The organism is Streptomyces spinoverrucosus, from assembly GCF_006539505.1.
In the GTDB taxonomy this organism is placed as follows: domain Bacteria; phylum Actinomycetota; class Actinomycetes; order Streptomycetales; family Streptomycetaceae; genus Streptomyces; species Streptomyces spinoverrucosus.
Window position 1 is genome coordinate 1 of record NZ_BJND01000110.1, and the last position, 18,242, is coordinate 18,242.

General features: G+C 68.8%; 15 protein-coding genes and 1 pseudogene. 8 read left to right on the forward strand and 8 right to left on the reverse strand.

The window, feature by feature from the left end; translation table 11 throughout:
* Positions 1-187: 187 nt before the first annotated feature.
* Positions 188-1,888 carry a coenzyme B12-dependent isobutyryl-CoA mutase large subunit gene (gene icmA, locus SSP24_RS40490; protein WP_141315967.1) on the forward strand — a complete coding sequence of 567 codons (1,701 nt, stop codon included), beginning with the start codon at positions 188-190 and terminating at the stop codon, positions 1,886-1,888.
* Positions 1,889-1,931: 43 nt separating this feature from the next.
* On the opposite strand, the gene SSP24_RS40495 is transcribed toward icmA, so the two are convergent.
* Positions 1,932-2,570 (reverse strand): TetR/AcrR family transcriptional regulator, encoded by a 639-nt coding sequence (locus SSP24_RS40495; protein ID WP_141315969.1) that lies wholly within the window; start codon positions 2,568-2,570, stop codon positions 1,932-1,934.
* Between the two features lie 235 nt (positions 2,571-2,805).
* Between SSP24_RS40495 and SSP24_RS40500 the strand changes: the two genes are divergently transcribed.
* The 4 genes from SSP24_RS40500 (at position 2,806) to SSP24_RS40520 (ending at position 7,134) form a co-directional block, all read left to right on the forward strand.
* Positions 2,806-3,780 carry a tetratricopeptide repeat protein gene (locus tag SSP24_RS40500; RefSeq protein ID WP_141315971.1) on the forward strand — a complete coding sequence of 325 codons (975 nt, stop codon included), beginning with the start codon at positions 2,806-2,808 and terminating at the stop codon, positions 3,778-3,780.
* A gap of 646 nt (positions 3,781-4,426) precedes the next feature.
* Positions 4,427-5,089: a DUF6230 family protein gene (locus SSP24_RS40510; protein WP_141315973.1), complete on the forward strand. Its 663-nt coding sequence runs from the start codon at positions 4,427-4,429 to the stop codon at positions 5,087-5,089.
* 130 nt (positions 5,090-5,219) lie between these two features.
* A complete protein-coding gene (locus SSP24_RS40515) occupies positions 5,220-5,768 on the forward strand; it encodes a DUF6114 domain-containing protein (protein WP_141315975.1) in 549 nt (182 codons plus the stop codon).
* Entirely contained in the window at positions 5,758-7,134 is a 1,377-nt protein-coding gene (locus tag SSP24_RS40520) for a hypothetical protein (RefSeq protein ID WP_141315977.1), read from the forward strand. The genes SSP24_RS40515 and SSP24_RS40520 overlap by 11 nt, the downstream gene beginning before the upstream one ends.
* A gap of 94 nt (positions 7,135-7,228) precedes the next feature.
* Here SSP24_RS40520 and pyk read toward each other — a convergent pair whose 3' ends face one another.
* From pyk to pta, 3 genes are all read right to left on the reverse strand, one after another.
* Positions 7,229-8,659 (reverse strand): pyruvate kinase, encoded by a 1,431-nt coding sequence (pyk, locus tag SSP24_RS40525; protein ID WP_141315979.1) that lies wholly within the window; start codon positions 8,657-8,659, stop codon positions 7,229-7,231.
* Between the two features lie 125 nt (positions 8,660-8,784).
* Positions 8,785-9,990, reverse strand: a complete 1,206-nt coding sequence (locus tag SSP24_RS40530; RefSeq protein WP_141315981.1) for an acetate kinase — start codon at positions 9,988-9,990, stop codon at positions 8,785-8,787.
* Positions 9,987-12,077: a phosphate acetyltransferase gene (pta, locus tag SSP24_RS40535; protein ID WP_141315983.1), complete on the reverse strand. Its 2,091-nt coding sequence runs from the start codon at positions 12,075-12,077 to the stop codon at positions 9,987-9,989. The genes SSP24_RS40530 and pta overlap by 4 nt, the downstream gene beginning before the upstream one ends.
* Positions 12,078-12,284: 207 nt before the next feature.
* Between pta and SSP24_RS40540 the strand changes: the two genes are divergently transcribed.
* Positions 12,285-13,310 carry an ATP-dependent 6-phosphofructokinase gene (locus tag SSP24_RS40540; RefSeq protein WP_141315985.1) on the forward strand — a complete coding sequence of 342 codons (1,026 nt, stop codon included), beginning with the start codon at positions 12,285-12,287 and terminating at the stop codon, positions 13,308-13,310.
* 26 nt (positions 13,311-13,336) lie between these two features.
* Here SSP24_RS40540 and SSP24_RS40545 read toward each other — a convergent pair whose 3' ends face one another.
* A complete protein-coding gene (locus SSP24_RS40545) occupies positions 13,337-14,068 on the reverse strand; it encodes a helix-turn-helix domain-containing protein (protein WP_141315987.1) in 732 nt (243 codons plus the stop codon).
* 111 nt (positions 14,069-14,179) lie between these two features.
* Here SSP24_RS40545 and SSP24_RS40550 point away from each other — a divergent pair, with 111 nt between their 5' ends.
* Positions 14,180-14,629, forward strand: coding sequence for a PPOX class F420-dependent oxidoreductase (locus tag SSP24_RS40550; RefSeq protein WP_373306800.1), 450 nt, complete (start codon positions 14,180-14,182; stop codon positions 14,627-14,629).
* Between the two features lie 23 nt (positions 14,630-14,652).
* Here SSP24_RS40550 and SSP24_RS40555 read toward each other — a convergent pair whose 3' ends face one another.
* The 3 genes from SSP24_RS40555 to SSP24_RS40565 are packed head-to-tail and all read right to left on the reverse strand — an operon-like array spanning position 14,653 to position 17,763.
* Positions 14,653-15,492 carry a carbohydrate ABC transporter permease gene (locus SSP24_RS40555; RefSeq protein WP_141315989.1) on the reverse strand — a complete coding sequence of 280 codons (840 nt, stop codon included), beginning with the start codon at positions 15,490-15,492 and terminating at the stop codon, positions 14,653-14,655.
* Between the two features lie 5 nt (positions 15,493-15,497).
* Positions 15,498-16,376, reverse strand: coding sequence for a carbohydrate ABC transporter permease (locus SSP24_RS40560; RefSeq protein WP_141315992.1), 879 nt, complete (start codon positions 16,374-16,376; stop codon positions 15,498-15,500).
* Positions 16,377-16,386: 10 nt separating this feature from the next.
* Positions 16,387-17,763, reverse strand: a complete 1,377-nt coding sequence (locus SSP24_RS40565; protein WP_174864804.1) for an extracellular solute-binding protein — start codon at positions 17,761-17,763, stop codon at positions 16,387-16,389.
* Between the two features lie 214 nt (positions 17,764-17,977).
* Here SSP24_RS40565 and SSP24_RS40570 point away from each other — a divergent pair.
* A pseudogene (locus tag SSP24_RS40570) lies at positions 17,978-18,242 on the forward strand (hypothetical protein); the annotation flags it as partial.

Here is an 18,242-nt window from a genome sequence, read left to right on the forward strand (position 1 = left end):
CCCCCCCCCCGCCACACCGCCCCCCCCAACCACCCCCCACAGCACCCCGCCGCACGCGCGCGTGTGCGGCGGTGCCGTTTCACCCGATTGCCAGGCCGCTGCCGGGCCGCTGCCAGGCCGCCCGGATAAATCACCCGCCAGCCGTCGACATTTACTAGGACGTCCAAGTAAATTCGAAGGTATGGGTATGGACGCTGACGCCATCGAAGAGGGCCGCCGACGCTGGCAGGCCCGGTACGACGCGGCGCGCAAGCGCGACGCGGACTTCACCACGCTCTCCGGCGATCCCGTGGAGCCGGTGTACGGGCCCCGACCCGGGGACACCTACGAGGGCTTCGAGCGGATCGGCTGGCCGGGGGAGTACCCCTTCACGCGGGGCCTGTATCCGACCGGCTACCGAGGACGTACGTGGACGATCCGGCAGTTCGCCGGGTTCGGCAACGCCGAGCAGACCAACGAGCGCTACAAGATGATCCTCGCGGCCGGCGGCGGCGGCCTCTCCGTCGCCTTCGACATGCCGACCCTGATGGGCCGCGACTCCGACGACCGCCGCTCGCTCGGCGAGGTCGGCCACTGCGGGGTGGCCGTCGACTCGGCCGCCGACATGGACGTACTCTTCCGCGGCATCCCCCTCGGCGACGTCACCACGTCGATGACGATCAGCGGCCCGGCGGTCCCGGTCTTCTGCATGTACCTGGTCGCAGCGGAGCGCCAGGGCGTCGACCCGTCCGTCCTGAACGGCACGCTCCAGACGGACATCTTCAAGGAGTACATCGCGCAGAAGGAGTGGCTCTTCCAGCCCGAGCCGCATCTGCGCCTGATCGGCGACCTGATGGAGTACTGCGCCGCACGCATCCCGGCGTACAAGCCGCTGTCCGTCTCCGGCTACCACATCCGCGAGGCAGGCGCGACGGCTGCGCAGGAGCTGGCGTACACGCTCGCGGACGGCTTCGGCTACGTCGAGCTCGGCCTCTCCCGCGGCCTGGACGTGGACGTCTTCGCCCCGGGCCTGTCCTTCTTCTTCGACGCGCACGTCGACTTCTTCGAGGAGATCGCCAAGTTCCGCGCCGCACGCCGCATCTGGGCCCGCTGGATGCGGGACGTCTACGGCGCGAAGTCCGACAAGGCCCAGTGGCTGCGCTTCCACACCCAGACCGCCGGTGTCTCCCTGACGGCCCAGCAGCCGTACAACAACGTCGTCCGCACGGCGGTGGAGGCCCTCGCCGCAGTCCTCGGCGGCACGAACTCCCTGCACACCAACGCGCTCGACGAGACCCTGGCACTCCCCTCCGAACAGGCCGCGGAGATCGCCCTGCGCACCCAGCAGGTCCTCATGGAGGAAACCGGCGTCGCCAACGTCGCCGACCCGCTGGGCGGTTCGTGGTACGTCGAGCAGCTGACCGACCGGATCGAGGCCGACGCGGAGAAGATCTTCGACCAGATCAAGGAACGCGGCCTGCGCGCCCACCCCGACGGCCAGCACCCCATCGGCCCGATCACCTCAGGCATCCTGCGCGGCATCGAGGACGGCTGGTTCACCGGCGAGATCGCCGAATCGGCGTTCCGCTACCAGCAGGCCCTGGAGAAGGGCGACAAGAAGGTGGTCGGCGTCAACGCCCACACCGGCTCGGTCACCGGCGACCTGGAAATCCTGCGGGTCAGCCACGAGGTGGAACGCGAACAGGTCCGGGCCCTGGCCGCCCGCCGAGCGACCCGCGACGACGCGACCGTACGCGCGGCCCTCACCGCGATGGTCACCGCCGCACGAGACGGCTCCAACATGATCGAGCCAATGCTGACGGCCGTACGAGCAGAAGCCACCCTCGGCGAAATCTGCGACGCCCTGCGCGAGGAGTGGGGGGTGTACACGGAGCCGGCGGGTTTCTAGGCCCGCCGGGTGTAGCGCAGGATCGGCCACCCGCACTTCACCTTCATGGGGGACTGGCGGGTTCCTCACCGGCGCCCGCCAGTCCTGTCAGGAGCACCTGGGTGAAACCGCGCACCCACTCCTCGTCCGCCGGTTCCGCGCTCACCAGCGTGCGGTGGACCACCGCCCCGGCCACGATGTCGAAGATCAGGTCGACCGTGCGGGCCGCTTCCTCAGAGGCGGTCTCCGGTGGGAGTTCGCCGCGCCCCTGAGCGCGCGCCCGGCCCTCCACGACCAGGCGCTTCTGGCGTTCCACGATCGATGCACGAATGCGCTCGCGCAGCGCCTCGTCCCGCGTCGACTCGGCCACCACCGCCATCAGGCCGCTCTTGGCCTCGGGGCGGGCCAGGATGGCGGCGAACTGCAGGACCACGCCCTCCACGTCGCCGGCCAGGGTGCCGCTGTCGGGCAGGCGCAGTTCGTCGAAGAGTTCTGCCACCGCGTCGACGACCAGTTCGTTCTTGCCCGCCCAGCGGCGGTAGAGGGTCGTCTTGGCAACCCCCGCGCGGGTTGCGACGTCTCCCAGGGTGAGCTTCGACCAGCCCAGTTCCACCAGCGCCGCCCGGGTCGCGGCCAGGATCGCGGTGTCGGCGGCGGCGCTGCGCGGGCGTCCCGTGCGGCCGGCGGGAGTGCGGCTCTGCATCCCTCGACCATATCCGGCGGGTTTCGGGCGGCCGGGTGCGGCAGTGAGGGAGATCACTGGGCGGGGGTGTCTCAGGGGCTCCGCCTGCCGTTACGCTACGACTCGTAGCGAAAGCTTGAGCTTTTGCGTCGTACGCGAGCGATGACCACCGGCGTGGGGTGGGGACCCGGCGCCGTACGCACGCACGGATTCACGGCATTTTTCACACGCGCGGGGAACGGGGGAGGATAGACGCATGCAGCCACGGAACATGTCCATGAGCGGCGTCGTCGACCTCGCCGCAGTGAAGGCGGCCCAGGAGGCCAAGGCGAAGGCGGAGCAGGCGCGCGCCGAAGCGGCCCGGCAGGGCGGGGGCGGTGCCGTCTCCCCGGCCGATCTCGTCATCGACGTCGATGAGGCCGGATTCGAGCGTGACGTCCTCCAGCGCTCCACCGAGGTCCCGGTCGTCATCGACTTCTGGGCCGAGTGGTGTCAGCCCTGCAAGCAGCTCAGCCCGGTGCTGGAGCGGCTTGCCGTCGAGTACAACGGGCGCTTCGTCCTCGCCAAGATCGACGTCGACGCCAACCAGATGCTGATGCAGCAGTTCGGGATCCAGGGGATCCCGGCGGTCTTCGCGGTCGTCGCGGGCCAGGCGCTGCCGCTCTTCCAGGGTGCGGCCGGTGAGGCGCAGATCCGGGAGACCCTCGACCAGTTGGTCACCGTCGCCGAGCAGCGCTTCGGCCTGACCGGTCTGACCGTCGACCCGGAGGCCGAGCCGGGCGGTGGCCAGGCGCCCGCGCAGGCGCCGGCCGGTCCTTACGACGCTCTGCTGAACGCGGCCGCACAGGCGCTGGACGCGGGCGACATGGGCGGTGCCATCCAGGCGTACAAGAACGTCCTCGCCGACGACCCCGCCAACCCGGAGGCCAAACTCGGTCTGGCGCAGGCGGAGTTGCTCCAGCGGGTGCAGGGGCTGGACGCGCAGCAGGTGCGCAAGGACGCGGCCGACCGGCCGGCCGACGCGCAGGCGCAGATCGCGGCCGCCGACCTGGACCTGGTGGGCGGTCATGTGGAGGACGCCTTCGGGCGGCTCATCGACGCGGTGCGGCGTACGGCGGGTGATGACCGGGATGCCGTACGGCTGCGGTTGCTGGAGCTGTTCGAGGTGGTCGGCGCGGAGGATCCGCGGGTGACCGCGGCGCGGCGGGCGCTGGCGCGCGCGCTGTTCTGAGCCGTGCCGGGGGCCCGGTTCTGACCAGTTGCTAAACGTCGGGGCGTGTGAGCCCTGAGTGAAGGCTTGGTCGACGGGACGTCAGAGCGGCCGCGCTTTGCCAAAACTTGGTAATCGCGGCCGCTGTTACTGCCAGTAAGTCACGGGCGTTGATCTGTCGGATTCTGTCCAGCGATCAATAGTTTTGTCCTGCCCCTAGTTGACACCCAGCGTCGCTGTGCGAGTCCCGCTGGTCGTTGTTCGGTTATCCGGCCGTTACTAGTGAGTAACGAACCCCCTTGTGCGGGCGGCGAGAATGCACCACGATCGGCGACGCTCGGTCCATTCCCGTACCCCGACAGCCAATCGGGCCGCGGGACTTCCTGGGTCCCCACCGAGCAGAGCCGACGTCACTGGCGCCGGCTCTTGGACAGGGGGGTCTTCGCCCACCGGCGAAGCCTGTCCAGCAAGGTTGTGCGTGATGCGTGTCAGGCGCGACCAGTGGTTGTCGCTCGGGGGTGATCGCCGGTGATTCGGGCGCCGTTGTGCGCCGCCGAGCGCGGGCGCTCTCCTTCCCGAGGACGTAGCACTTCTCCCATCCCTGTCCGGTTGAGCCGCCTTTGGGGGCCGGTCGGGGCAGGCGATGTACGTCCGAGAAGGAGGAAATATGGAGTCCCAGGTGCGTGGTGGGACCAGATGGAAGCGGTTCGCTGTGGTCATGGTGCCCAGCGTCGCCGCCACGGCGTGCATAGGTGTCGCTCTCGCGCAGGGTGCTCTCGCGGCGTCGTTCAGTGTTTCGGGTCAGTCGTTCAAGGTGACTGCGAAGGAGCTCAACGGTACGGGCTTCTCGCAGTACGGGGCCAAGGAGACGGGCTACACCCTCACGGGTGAGAAGGTCAACCACCCCGTGGCCGTCTCCGTGTTCGACACCGCGCGGATCGAAGAGATGTGCCAGTCCGTGGTCACCCCGGGCATCCCGGGGATCGGTACCGTCACGCTGAAGCTGACGGCCGGTGAGAGCTCGGACCAGAAGCAGCAGGTGACCGCCGACAACCTGTACATCGACGTCGCGGACCTGGGCGCAAACGCCACGTTCGAGGACATCGACATCGGTGTGTCCGCCGGAGGGATCAGCCGCGGTCCCGGCATGAACAAGTCGGAGGTCGCTCAGCAGAAGGCGAACCCGTTCGGCTTCGCCCAGCAGGCCAGGACGGCCAAGCTGACCGACGTGAAGCAGACGGCGTGGGCGACCACGGCCGGAACCTTCACGCTGCCCGGGCTCAAGATGAAGCTGATGCTCGGAAGCGGCGAAGGCAAGGAGTGCTACTAAGCACTCGGTGACGGGCGGGGGAGCCGAAGCGGTGCCCCCGCCCGCCCACTCTCCGCGCGCTGCGCACCATCCCCCTTCACATCGCAAGACACCCTCACCACAGCAACGCCGCACCAGGGAGCTGTTTTCCATGAGCGCCGAGACTCCTGCCGCCACCGGCCAGTTCACCCGCCGGAGACTGCAGTTCCGCGCCTGGCGGGGCACGCGGCCGTTCTGGGCCGGCCTGTTCGTCATGATCGGTGGCGTACCGATCATGTACTTCCCGTATGCGAACCTTCAGATCGGTCATCTGACGCTGGCGATGTCCACCACCGCGGGCGCCGGGTCCCTGATCATCGGCGTGCTGCTCATCGTTCTGGGCTTCACCCTCTGGTTCCAGAAGCACATCCAGATCTTCGCCGGAGTCGCCGCGATCCTGCTGGCACTGGTGTCCATCCCGGTGTCCAACTTCGGTGGTTTCGTCGTCGGCTTCCTGTTCGCGCTGATCGGCGGCGCGATGGCGGTGTCCTGGGCGCCGGGCGTGCCGCCCGAGCCGGAGACGACGAAGGACACCGAAGAGGGCGACGACACCCCCTCGGGCGCGATCCCCGAAGCGGACCAGGGCACCGTGGGCGAGCTGAACGACCTGTCAGGAACGAGCCCGGCGAACGGGGCGAACGGGAGGCACAGTGCCGGCTGACGAGGTGGCCCACGTGGCCGATCTGGACGGGCCCCGGGTGAGAACCGGGCCGCGTCACGCGGCACCCAAGAAGCCGCTGTTCACCAGGTTCAACATGCCGGCCGGCAAGGCGATAGCCCTGGCGGCGATGCCGACTGCGGTCCTCATGGGTATGGGATTCACGCCCAAACTCGCCCTCGCTGACGAGCAGCCGGCGTCCCGGAGCCTGCCGGCCGACGAGTACGCCGACCAGGCCGACCAGTACAAGGACTGTGTCGCGGCGCTGGACCCCGAGGCGAGCGAGGACGCGTCGCCGACGCCGTCGCCGTCCGCCTCGGCGAGCGAGAGCGAGTCCGCCGAGCAGGCGGAGCCTAGCCCTTCGACATCGTCCGACGACAACTCCTCGGACGGGTCGGGGACTTCGGGTGAGGACTCTTCGTCGGATTCAGGTTCCGACGACGGTTCCCAGCCCAAGCCGTCCCCCTCGTCCTCGGCGCCCGCCGCGGAAGGGAAGAGCGAGGCCGAGGCGGCCACGCCGAGCCCGTCGGCGTCCGAGAGCAACAAGGGCGTGCTCGACACCATCGGCGACGCGATAACCGGCGTCGTGGACGGCATAACCGGCGGCGGCGCCAAGGAGTCCGCGAGCCCGACGCCGTCCCCGTCCGCCTCCCCGAGCGGGAGCGCCGACGCGCCGTCCGGGAATACGGGCGACTCCGGCGACTCGGGTAGCTCCAACAACTCCGGCAGCGGCAAGGACACCTCCGACGCCGCCGAGGATGCCGCCGGGAAGGTCACCGACACGGTCGAGGACACTGTGGGCGAGGTGACCGACGAAGCCACCGAGTCGGCCGACCCGGCCGACGAGGCCACCGCCACGCCGAGCCCGTCCGCGAGTTCCACCGTGGACCCCGAGGACTGCCCGAAGGCCACGGACGCCGAAGGCGGCGTGGACAACCCCATCGCCGTGGCGGACGACCCCTGGTACCTGGAGGCCAGTTACCTGGATCTGCAGGGCGCGGACTACCAGGGCATCGTCGAGGTGAGGACCGCCAGCGGCAAGACCAAGAAGGTGCTGAAGTACGTCATCTCCGGCGGTACCAAGATTGGCGATCTGCACCAGATAGTGAAGGACAAGCAGATCGGCAAGACGTACCACGTGCAGGCGGCGAAGGGCTCGGAGTCGACGATCACCGACGGCGAAACGGTGATGTACACCGAGAGTATCTCCGGCAACCTCCTCGGCCTGGTCCCGCTCACGTTCAGTCCGGAGCACCCGCCCCCGCTGAACCTCCCCTGGATCTACTTCACCAACGTGAAGGTCACGCAGGCAGCCCAGTTCGGCGGGACCCTGACCATCCCCGGGATGCATGTGTTCACCACCGACTGAACACCCCACGAGCCCATCCGGGAGCCGCAAGTAAGGGCGCCCCCCGCCACAGGGGGGCGCCCTCACTGTCGTACGCGAAGTACCGAACCCGGCCTCAGTCCCGCGCCCCGCCGCCCAGGTGATGCACCCGCACCATGTTCGTCGTCCCCGGCACCCCCGGAGGCGAACCCGCGGTGATGATCACGATGTCGCCGGGGCTGAAGCGGCTGAGCTTGGCGATTTCCTGGTCGACCAGGTCGACCATCTCGTCGGTGCTGTTCACGAACGGCACGACGTGCGACTCCACGCCCCAGCTCAGCGTCAGCTGGTTGCGGGTGGACTCGTCCGTGGTGTACGCGATGATCGGCTGGGCCGCGCGGTAGCGGCACAGGCGGCGGGCCGTGTCGCCGGACTTGGTGAAGGCCACCAGGCCCTTGCCGCCGAGGAAGTCGGCGATCTCGCAGGCCGCGCGGGCCACCGAACCGCCCTGCGTACGCGGCTTCTTGCCGGGTACGAGGGGCTGCAGGCCCTTGCTCAGCAGCTCCTGCTCGGCCGCGGTGACGATCTTCGACATCGTCTTGACCGTCTCGATCGGGTAGGCGCCGACGGAGGACTCCGCGCTCAGCATCACCGCGTCCGCGCCGTCCAGGATCGCGTTGGCCACGTCGGAGGCCTCGGCGCGGGTCGGGCGGGAGTTGGTGATCATCGACTCCATCATCTGGGTCGCCACGATCACCGGCTTGGCGTTGCGCCGGCACAGCTCGATCAGGCGCTTCTGCACCATCGGGACCTTTTCGAGCGGGTACTCGACGGCCAGGTCACCACGGGCGACCATCACACCGTCGAACGCCATCACGACGTCCTCCATGTTGGCCACCGCCTGCGGCTTCTCCACCTTGGCGATGACCGGGACGCGGCGGCCCTCCTCGTCCATGACCTTGTGGACGTCGTTGATGTCCTTGGCGTCCCGGACGAAGGAGAGGGCGACCAGGTCGCAGCCCATGCGGAGGGCGAAGCGGAGGTCCTCGACGTCCTTCTCCGACAGCGCCGGGACGTTCACGGCCGCGCCGGGCAGGTTGATGCCCTTGTGGTCGGAGATGACGCCGCCCTCGATGACGATCGTCCGCACCCGCGGGCCCTCGACGTCCACGACCTTCAGCTCGACGTTGCCGTCGTTGATCAGGACCGGGTCGCCGATCGCGACGTCACCCGGCAGACCCTTGTAGGTCGTACCGCAGATCGTCTTGTCGCCGGGGACGTCCTCGGTGGTGATGGTGAACTCGTCACCGCGCACCAGCTCCACCGGCCCCTCGGCGAAGGTCGCGAGCCGGATCTTCGGGCCCTGCAGGTCGGCGAGGACCCCGACGGCCCGGCCGGTCTCCTTGGCGGCGGCACGGACGCGGTCGTACCGCCCCTGGTGCTCGGCGTGCGTGCCGTGGCTGAAGTTGAAACGGGCCACATTCATGCCCGCCTCGATCAGCGCGACGAGCTGCTCGTGGGAGTCGACCGCGGGGCCGAGAGTACAGACGATTTTCGAACGGCGCATGGGGGCGATCCTATCGGTTTGTTTCGCTGCGGAATATTCCGTCTGGCGGAAAATACAAAAGGGCGGGATGCCGCTCAGGTGAGGCCCAATGACGGCCCTATGAGAGTCCTAAGACGCCGACCGTCCTAAGACGCCTTTACCAACGCGTACGTCTGTGTCGCAATCTCCAGCTCCTCGTCGGTCGGCACCACGGCCACCGCCACGCGCGCGTACTCGGGCGAGATCAGTCGCGGTGCGTCGCTGCGTACGGCGTTCAGCTCGCCGTCCACCACGAGGCCCAGCTCCTCCAGGCCCGCCACGGCAGCCTCCCGCACGGGCGCCGCGTTCTCGCCGACCCCGGCGGTGAACGCGATCGCGTCCACCCTGCCGAGCACGGCGTAATAGGCGCCGATGTACTTCTTCAGACGGTGAATGTAGATGTCGAAGGCGAGTTGCGCCTCTTCGTCACCCTCGTCGATCCGGCGGCGGATCTCCCGCATGTCGTTGTCACCGCACAGACCGATCAAGCCGCTCTTCTTGTTGAGAAGAGTGTCGATCTCGTCGGCGGACATTCCGCCAACACGCATCAAATGGAAGATGACGGCCGGGTCCATGTCACCGGAACGCGTACCCATCACCAGCCCCTCCAAAGGCGTCAGCCCCATGGAGGTGTCCACGCACTTCCCGCCGCGTACGGCGGAGGCGGACGCCCCGTTGCCGAGGTGCAGCACGATGACGTTCACCTCCTCGGGCGCCTTGCCCAGGAGCTCGGCCGTGGCCCGGGAGACGTACGCGTGCGAGGTGCCGTGGAAGCCGTACCGCCGGATCCGGTGCTCGTCGGCGGTCTTCACATCGATCGCGTAGCGGGCGGCCGACTCCGGCATCGTCGTGTGGAACGCGGTGTCGAACACGGCGACCTGCGGCAGGTCCGGGCGCAGGGCACGAGCCGTGCGGATGCCGGTGAGGTTGGCCGGGTTGTGCAGCGGGGCGACCGGGATCAGCCGCTCGATCTCGGCGAGGACCGTGTCGTCGATGACGGTCGGCTCGGTGAAGTGCTTGCCCCCGTGCACCACCCGGTGGCCGATCGCGACCAGCTCCGGCGAGTCCAGGCCGAGCCCATCCTTGGCCAGCTCCGCCGCCACGGCCTTCAGCGCGGCGTCGTGGTCGGGGATCGCGGCGGTGAAGCCGCGGGTCTCCCCGGTGCTCAGGGGGGTGTGCTTCAGCCGGGAGGACTCCTCGCCGATCCGCTCGACGAGGCCCACCGCGAGCCGGCTGCCGTCGCTCATGTCGAGCAGCTGGTACTTCACCGACGAGGAGCCGGAGTTGAGGACGAGGACGCGGGACGAACTCACAGCTGGGATGCCTTCTCGCTGGGGGACTGGGCCTGGATCGCCGTGATGGCGACGGTGTTGACGATGTCCTGGACGAGCGCGCCGCGGGACAGGTCGTTGACCGGCTTGCGCAGACCCTGCAGCACCGGCCCGACCGCGATCGCGCCGGCCGAGCGCTGCACGGCCTTGTAGGTGTTGTTGCCGGTGTTGAGGTCGGGGAAGATCAGCACGCTGGCCTGCCCGGCGACCTCGGAGCCCGGCAGCTTTGTCGCGGCGACGCTCGGCTCGACGGCGGCGTCGTACTGGATCGGCCCCTCGATCTTCAGATCCGGCCGGCGCGTGCGCACCAGCTCGGTCGCCTCGCGCACCTTGTCGACGTCGGCGCCCGAACCCGACGTACCGGTGGAGTACGACAGCATCGCGATCCGCGGCTCCACACCGAACTGCGCGGCGGTGGACGCCGACTGGATGGCGATGTCGGCCAGCTGCTCGGCGTTCGGGTCGGGGTTGACCGCGCAGTCGCCGTAGACGAGCACCTTGTCGGCGAGGCACATGAAGAAGACGGACGACACGATGGAGGCGTCCGGCTTGGTCTTGATGATCTCGAAGGCCGGCCGGATGGTGGCGGCCGTGGAGTGCACGGACCCCGACACCATGCCGTCGGCGAGGCCCTCCTGGACCATCAGGGTGCCGAAGTAGTTGACGTCGGAGACGACGTCGTACGCCAGCTCGACGGTCACGCCCTTGTGGGCGCGCAGGGCGGCGTACTGCTCGGCGAAGGCGTCGCGCAGCTCGCTGGTGGCCGGGTCGATCAGCTGGCAGTCGCCGAGGTCGATACCGAGGTCGGCGGCCTTCTTGCGGATCTGGTCCACGGGACCGAGCAGCGTCAGATCGCATACGCCCCGGCGCAGCAGCACCTCGGTGGCGTGCAGCACCCGCTCCTCGGTGCCCTCCGGCAGGACGACCCGCCGCTTGCCGGAACGGGCCTGCTCCAGCAGCTTGTGCTCGAACATCATCGGCGTCACCCGGTCGCTGCTCGGCGCGCTCACCCGCCCCAGCAGGTCGCCGGTCTCGACGTACCGCTCGAACAGCCCGAGCGCGGTCTCCGCCTTGCGCGGGGTGGCCGCGTTGAGCTTGCCCTCCAGGGAGAACAGCTGTTCGGCGGTGGGGAAGCTGTTGCCGGACACCGACAGCACCGGGGTGCCCGGGGCGAGGCGGGCGGCGAGGGTGAGGATGTCGTCGCTCGGCACCTCGTTCAGGGTCAGCACCACGCCGGCTATGGGCGGGGTGCCCGCGCTGTGCGCGGCGAGCGAGCCGACGACGATGTCGGCGCGGTCGCCCGGGGTGATGACCATGCAGCCGGGGGTCAGGGCGCTGAGGAAGTTCGGCAGCATGGCGCCGCCGAAGACGAACCCGAGCGCGTCGCGCGCCAGCCCCGAGTCGTCGCCGAGCAGCACCTTGGCGCCGAGGGCGTGGCCGATCTGGGCCACCGTCGGGGCGGACAGGGCGGGCTCGTCGGGCAGGACGTAGCAGGGCACGGGCAGCCGGGTGGCGAGCCGGTCGGCGATCTCGTCGCGCTGCTCGCGGGCGACCCGGTTGGTGACCATGGCCAGGACATCGCAGCCGAGCCCGTCGTACGCCCGGTAGGCGTTGCGGGTCTCGGCGAGCACGGACTCGGCGGTCTGCTTCCGCCCGCCCACCACCGGGATCACGGACGCGCCGAACTCATTGGCCAGCCGGGCGTTGAGGGACAGCTCGTCCGGGAACTGGGTGTCGGCGTAGTCGGTGCCGAGGACGAGGACGACGTCGTAGTCCCGCGCGACCTGGTGGAAGCGGTCGACGAGCGTGGACACCAGCTCGTCCGTCCCCCGTTCGGCCTGCAGCGTGGAGGCCTCCTGGTAGTCCATGCCGTAGACGGTGGCCGGGTCCTGCGACAGCCGGTAGCGGGCGCGCAGCAGCTCGAAGAGGCGATCGGGGCCGTCGTGCACGAGGGGACGGAAGACGCCCACCCGGTCGACCTGCCGGGTCAGGAGCTCCATGACCCCCAGTTCGACGACCTGGCGGCCGTCGCCGCGGTCGATACCGGTCACGTACACGCTGCGCGTCACGCGTGCTCTCCGTTTCATCTTGATTGGGAGGATTTGGTGGGGAGGGGGCCGCAAAAATCGCCCACCGGGGTGAGCGGAACCCTCTTGACAATACCTCCCGACATAGCTAAGGCGCCCGTCAAGGTGTCGTCGTGCTGAGCGCCTGAGGGACATGAAACAATCGGGAGTGGCTCACCGGTGTCCACAGCGAGCAGGAGACACAGCACGATGCGTATCGGAGTTCTCACCGCAGGCGGCGACTGCCCCGGCCTGAACGCCGTGATCCGGTCGGTCGTGCACCGAGCGGTCGCGCAGTACGGCGACGAGGTGATCGGCTTCGAGGACGGTTACGCCGGTCTGCTGGACGGCCGCTATCGCAGCCTCGACCTCGACTCGGTCAGCGGCATCCTGGCCCGCGGCGGCACCATCCTCGGCTCCTCCCGGCTGGAGCGCGACCGACTGCGCGAGGCCTGCGTGAACGCCTCCGACATGATCCGTGACTTCGGCATCGACGCGCTGATCCCGATCGGCGGCGAGGGCACGCTGACGGCGGCGCGCATGCTGTCGGACGCGGGCCTGCCGGTGGTCGGCGTGCCCAAGACGATCGACAACGACATCTCGTCGACGGACCGGACGTTCGGCTTCGACACGGCCGTGGGAGTCGCCACCGAGGCGATGGACCGCCTGAAGACGACCGCCGAGTCCCACCAGCGGGTGATGGTGGTCGAGGTCATGGGCCGCCACGCGGGCTGGATCGCGCTGGAGTCGGGCATGGCGGCCGGTGCGCACGGCATCTGCCTGCCCGAGCGTCCGTTCGACCCCGCCGATCTCGTCAAGATGGTCGAGGAGCGGTTCGCGCGCGGCAAGAAGTTCGCCGTCATCTGCGTCGCCGAGGGCGCCCACCCCGCCGAGGGCACGATGGACTACGGCAAGGGCGAGATCGACCTGTACGGCCACGAGCGCTTCCAGGGCATCGGTACGGCACTGGCGTACGAACTGGAGCGCCGCCTCGGCAAGGAGGCCAAGCCGGTCATCCTCGGCCACGTCCAGCGCGGCGGCACACCGACGGCGTACGACCGGGTGCTCGCCACCCGCTTCGGCTGGCACGCGGTGGAGGCGGCGCACCGGGGGGACTTCGGGCGGATGACCGCGTTGCGGGGGACGGACATCGTGATGGTGCCGCTGGCGGAGGCGGTCACCGAGCTGAAGACGGTGCCGAAGGACCGGATTGTCGAGGCGGAGTCGGTTTTCTAGAAGTCGGTTTTCTAGGAGTCGGGTTTCTAGTAGCCGTGGCCCTGGGCGGTGTTGCTGTCGACGGCCGCCCAGAAGTGGTCGACGATGCGGTCGAGGAAGTCGCGGCCGTTGTCGCTGGATTCCCGGCTCCCGCCGCCCCAGCTGAGGGTGGCGACCATCTGCCCCTGGTACTCGCCGTGCAGTTCCTGGAGTACGACCTCCAGGACGCCGCGGTCCAGGGGCACCGTTTTGCCCACGGGGCGGACGTAGGCCTGCCAGCGGGTGGTGACGGCGCTGCGCAGCAGGTCGGCGAGTTTGGCCTCGCGGCCCGTGACGGTGACGAAGTCGGGCAGGTCCAGGCCGAGGATGTCGGCGAGTGCGGCGGACTGCCGCTCGTTGCCGCGCCAGGTGTCGCTCTCCTCCATCCGTAGATAGGCGGAGAGTTCGAGGCCGACGCCGCGGGCGACGTCCTCGGGGGCGAGGCCGCGGGAGACGCGGTGCTCGCGGAGGGTGCGGGGGCGTCCGATGAGTTCACCGGGGGAGCACCACAAGACGCCCGCGAGAGCGGTGAGTTCGGGGCTGCTGGGGTAGGTGACCCCGCGTTCCCAGGCGATGACGAGGTCCGGGGTGACGTACGGCAGTCCGTACGAGGCACGCATGCCGTAGGCGACGTGCTCGGGGCCCATGCCGAGGGCGGCACGGAGCCGTCGGGCGGCGGGGGCGTTGAACGGTGGGGTGGGAGGGGTGGGCTGGTTCGGGTGGGCTGGGGGTTGGCGCACGGGCACAAGCTAGGGGGGTGCGGGTGCGGTGACTACGGGCTGTTCGGCCAGGAACACGGATTGTAGGATCGTACGGCTCCGGTCGTGTCGGTAAGTCGAGGATGGTGTCGCGTGTACGAGGTGAAGGACAAGGTCGAGGGCCATGTGCGCGAGCGTCTGCTGGCGCCGAACTTCTGGCACCTCGCGACCGTCGGCCCCGACGGCGCGCCGCAGGTGTCGCCGATGTGGGTGGACCTCGAAGGTGAGTACGTCATGGTCAACACGGCGATCGGGCGGGTCAAGGAGGAGAACCTGCGGCGCAATCCATGGGTGTCGCTGTCCCACCACGACGCCGAGAACCCCTACGACCGGGTGGAGATCCGGGGACGGGTGGCGCGGTTCGTGGAGGGGGAGGAGGCGGAGCGGTCGATGGACCGGCTGACGCGGAAGTACATCGGGGAGGAGCGGTATCCGTGGCTCCTGCCCGGGGAGCGGCGGGTGATGTTGCTGATCGAGCCGCTGCGGGTGCGCAGGGTTGTGGGCGTGGAGCCGTTTCGGCAGGGGGTGCTGCCGGAGGGGTGACCACGTGCTTCGGGCCGGCGAACTCACCCCTTGACCGCCCCACCCAACGCGAACCCCCCACCCAACCGCCGAGCCACCAGCACATACAGCAGAATCACCGGCGTCGAGTAAATGATGGAAAACGCCGCCAACTGCCCATACACCACCGTCCCCCGATTCCCGAAGAACTCATTGATGCTCACCGCCGCCGGCATCTGGTCCGGCGTGAGCAGCAGCATGAACGGTACGAAGAAGTTCCCCCACATCATCACGAACGAGAACACCGTCACCACCGCCACGCCCGGCCCCATCAGCGGCAGCACGATCCGGACCAGTGACTGGAGCGACGACGCCCCGTCCGTCCACGCCGCCTCCTCCAGCTCCTTCGGCACCCCGTCCATGAAGTTCTTCATCAGCCAGATCGCGAACGGCAGTTGAGAGGCCGCGAAGAAGAAGATCGTGCCCTGCATGGTGTCGATCAGGTTCACCTGCACGAACAGCGCGTACACCGGCACCATGATCGCCGTGATCGGCAGGCTCGTCGCGAAGAGGATCGTCAGCAGGAACGGGCGGTTGAGGCGGGACCGGAACCGGGACAGGGGGTACGCGGCGAGGGCGGCGCAGGCCACCGTCAGCAGCGTCCCCCCGCCGCACAGCAGCAGGCTGTTCAGCAGCGGCGTGAAGGTGATGTCCGGGGTGAGGACCGCGTCGAAGTTGTCCAGCGTCACGCCGTCCGGGAGTTTCACCTGAAGGTTCGCGTCCGGGTCCAGGGAGGACAGCAGCACCCACAGCAGGGGGAGGGAGAAGGCCGCGGCCACCAGCAGGAGACCGGCGTCGGCGGCCAGGCGGTGCGTGGTCCTGCGGGAAGAGGGAGTCCGTGGCACGTGAGTCAGACCTCCGTTCGCAGCAGGCGCAGATAGACCACCGAGAACAGGGAGCCCACCACCAGCAACAGGAGGGCGACTGCGGTGCCGTAGCCGATCATGCTTTTCTGGAACGCCTCCTCGTACATGAAGAGCGGCAGCGTCTGGCTCTTGCCGCCCGGGCCGCCCCTCGTCATCACCCAGATCAGGCCGAAGACGGACAGGGTCTGGAGGGTGATCAACATGAGGTTCGTGCCGATGGAGCGGCGGATCATCGGGAGGGTGATGTGCCACATACGGCGCCAGCCGCCGGCGCCGTCGACCTCCGCCGCCTCCGTGATCTCCTTGGGGATCTCGTTGAGGGCCGCCGAGTAGACCAGCATCGAGAACGCCGTGCCCCGCCAGACGTTCGCGAACGACACCGCCAGGATCGGGAGCGTGAACAGCCAGTTCTGGCTGGGGAGATGGAGCCAGTCCAGGATGGCGTTCAGGGTGCCCTCGCGGCGGAAGAAGGCGTAGAGGAGGAAGCCCGCGACGACCTCCGGCAGCACCCACGCCGTGATGACGATGCCGCCGACGAGTGTGCGGACCGGCTTCGACGCGCGCTGCATCAGGGCCGCCAGGGCCAGGCCGAGGGTGTTCTGGCCGATCAGTGCCGATACGACCGTGAAGACGAGGGTCAGCCACACCGCGTTCAGGAACGCCTCGTCCCCGAACGCCGTACGGAAGTTCTCGAAGCCGATGAACGACTCCTCGGCCTGGCCGGTGAGCTGGAGGTCGGTGAAGGCGATGTAGGCGCAGTAGGCGATGGGGCCGGCCAGGAAGAGGAGCAGGAGGATGACGGCGGGGGTGAGGGGGAGGACGCGGATGGCGGGGGTGAAGGACAGGGCGCGGTTGGTCCTCATGCGCGGGAGCTCACCTCTCGATCACCTGGTTGTCCGTCGCCGACCTCAGCTCCTCGTCGTACGCCTTCGCCGCCTCCTCGACCGACATGTCTCCCGTCGTCACGCCCTCCATCGCCTCCTGGATCGCGGTGGAGACCTTCGGGTACGCCGGGTAGGCGGGCCGGTAGTGGGTCGTGGCGACGAGATCGGTGAAGAACTTGATGCCGGGCTGGGCGTCGACGTACGCCGGGTCGGCGGCGACGTCCTCGCGGACCGCGATGCCCGAGTTGGCGATGTACCACTTCTGGGCGTTCGCCTTCGTCTGCATCGTCTTGATGAACTCGAAGGCGAGGTCCGGGTTGCCCGCCTTGGCCGGAATCGCCCAGGTCCAGCCGCCGGACATGCTCACCTTGCCGGGGGACTGGCCGTTCTGGGTGGGCATGGCGGCGAGGCCCAGCTTCTGCGACCACTCCGGCCATTCGTGACCGCTGCCCTCCAGCCAGTCCTGCGGGAGCCAGGAGCCGTCGAGGTTGATGCCGAGTTTGCCCTGGGGGAGGAGTTCGCCGCGGACGCGGGTGGCGAAGTTCGGGTCGAGGGCGTCGGCGACGTCCGGGCCGAGCTTCTCCTTGTAGACGGTTTCCACGAAGGTCAGGGCGTCCTTGAAACCCTGGCTGCCCGCGATCCACTTCTTCGACTTCTCGTCGTAGAGCGGGTCTGCCGTGCCGTCGCTCGTGCCGTAGAGCAGCATCTGGAAGCCCTGCATGGTGGCCGCCTCACCGGCGGGTTTGCCGGTGTAGACGTTGAGGGGCGTGACGCCGGGGACCTTCTGCTTGATCGTGCGGGCGGCTTCGAGGACGTCGTTCCAGGTCTTCGGCTGCCAGTCGGCCGGGAGACCGGCCTTCTGGAAGATGCCCTTGTCGAACCACAGGCCCCGAGTGTCCGTGCCGTCCGGGACGCCGTACGTCTTGCCGTCCTCGCCCCGCGCGGCCGACTTCGCCGTGTCGATGAACTGGTTCCAGTCCGGCCACTTGGCCAGGTAGTCGTCGAGGGGTTTGAGGTAGCCGCTGGTGATGTCGGAGTTGATGAGGAAGGTGTCCTCGTAGACCAGGTCGGGGGCGGTTTTCGGGGAGCGGAGCATCTGCTGGAGCTTGGTGTAGTACTCCGAGTCCGGGGCCTTGATCGGGACGAGCTCGACCTTCTTGCCGGGGTTGGCCTTCTCGAACTGCTTCTTGATGTCCGCGAGGTAGGTGTCCATCACCTTCACGGAGTTGTCCGTGGACTGTTTGAAGGAGACCTTCACGGTGTCCGGGTCACTGCCGGATCCGGTGCCGCAGGCGGTGAGCGTGCCCGCGGCGGCGAGGGTGAGGGCGAGAAGGGAGGGGAGGGCGGCGGTGGGGCGCACGAGCATGACCTCCTGGGGCCTACGTCGTTGTGGCCTGGGGTTATGAACAGGTAGCGACGGGACTTGAGCGTGTTCTGGCAGGTATGAGTGAGCGTCCGGGCTGTGACAGGCACGCTCCCGCAGTGGGAACGAAGGTTCTTGCATCGAATGTGTGACCTTGGCCGGTGGTGGTCGTTGGGGGTGGTGGCGGATTTCTTCGATGGACCGGGGGTGGAAAGGGGTGGGTGGACTGCGGGAGTTGGCCTTGCCGTTCGTGGTGCGCGGCCCCTCGGGGGTCGCGATCCGCACCCGGCTCAAGCATCTGACCGCCGGGGACGAGAAAGTTCTTCGCCTGGTCGGCGACCTGCTCGGCACGCTGGCTTCCCGTGATCTGAAGGCGCGCTGCGCGGCCGGGCTGGAGCACGACAGTGAGCAGTGGGCGCAGCGTAAGCGTGTCCTGACCGAGGAGTCCTCCTCGCGCTGGGCCGGCAGCATCACGAAGGCCA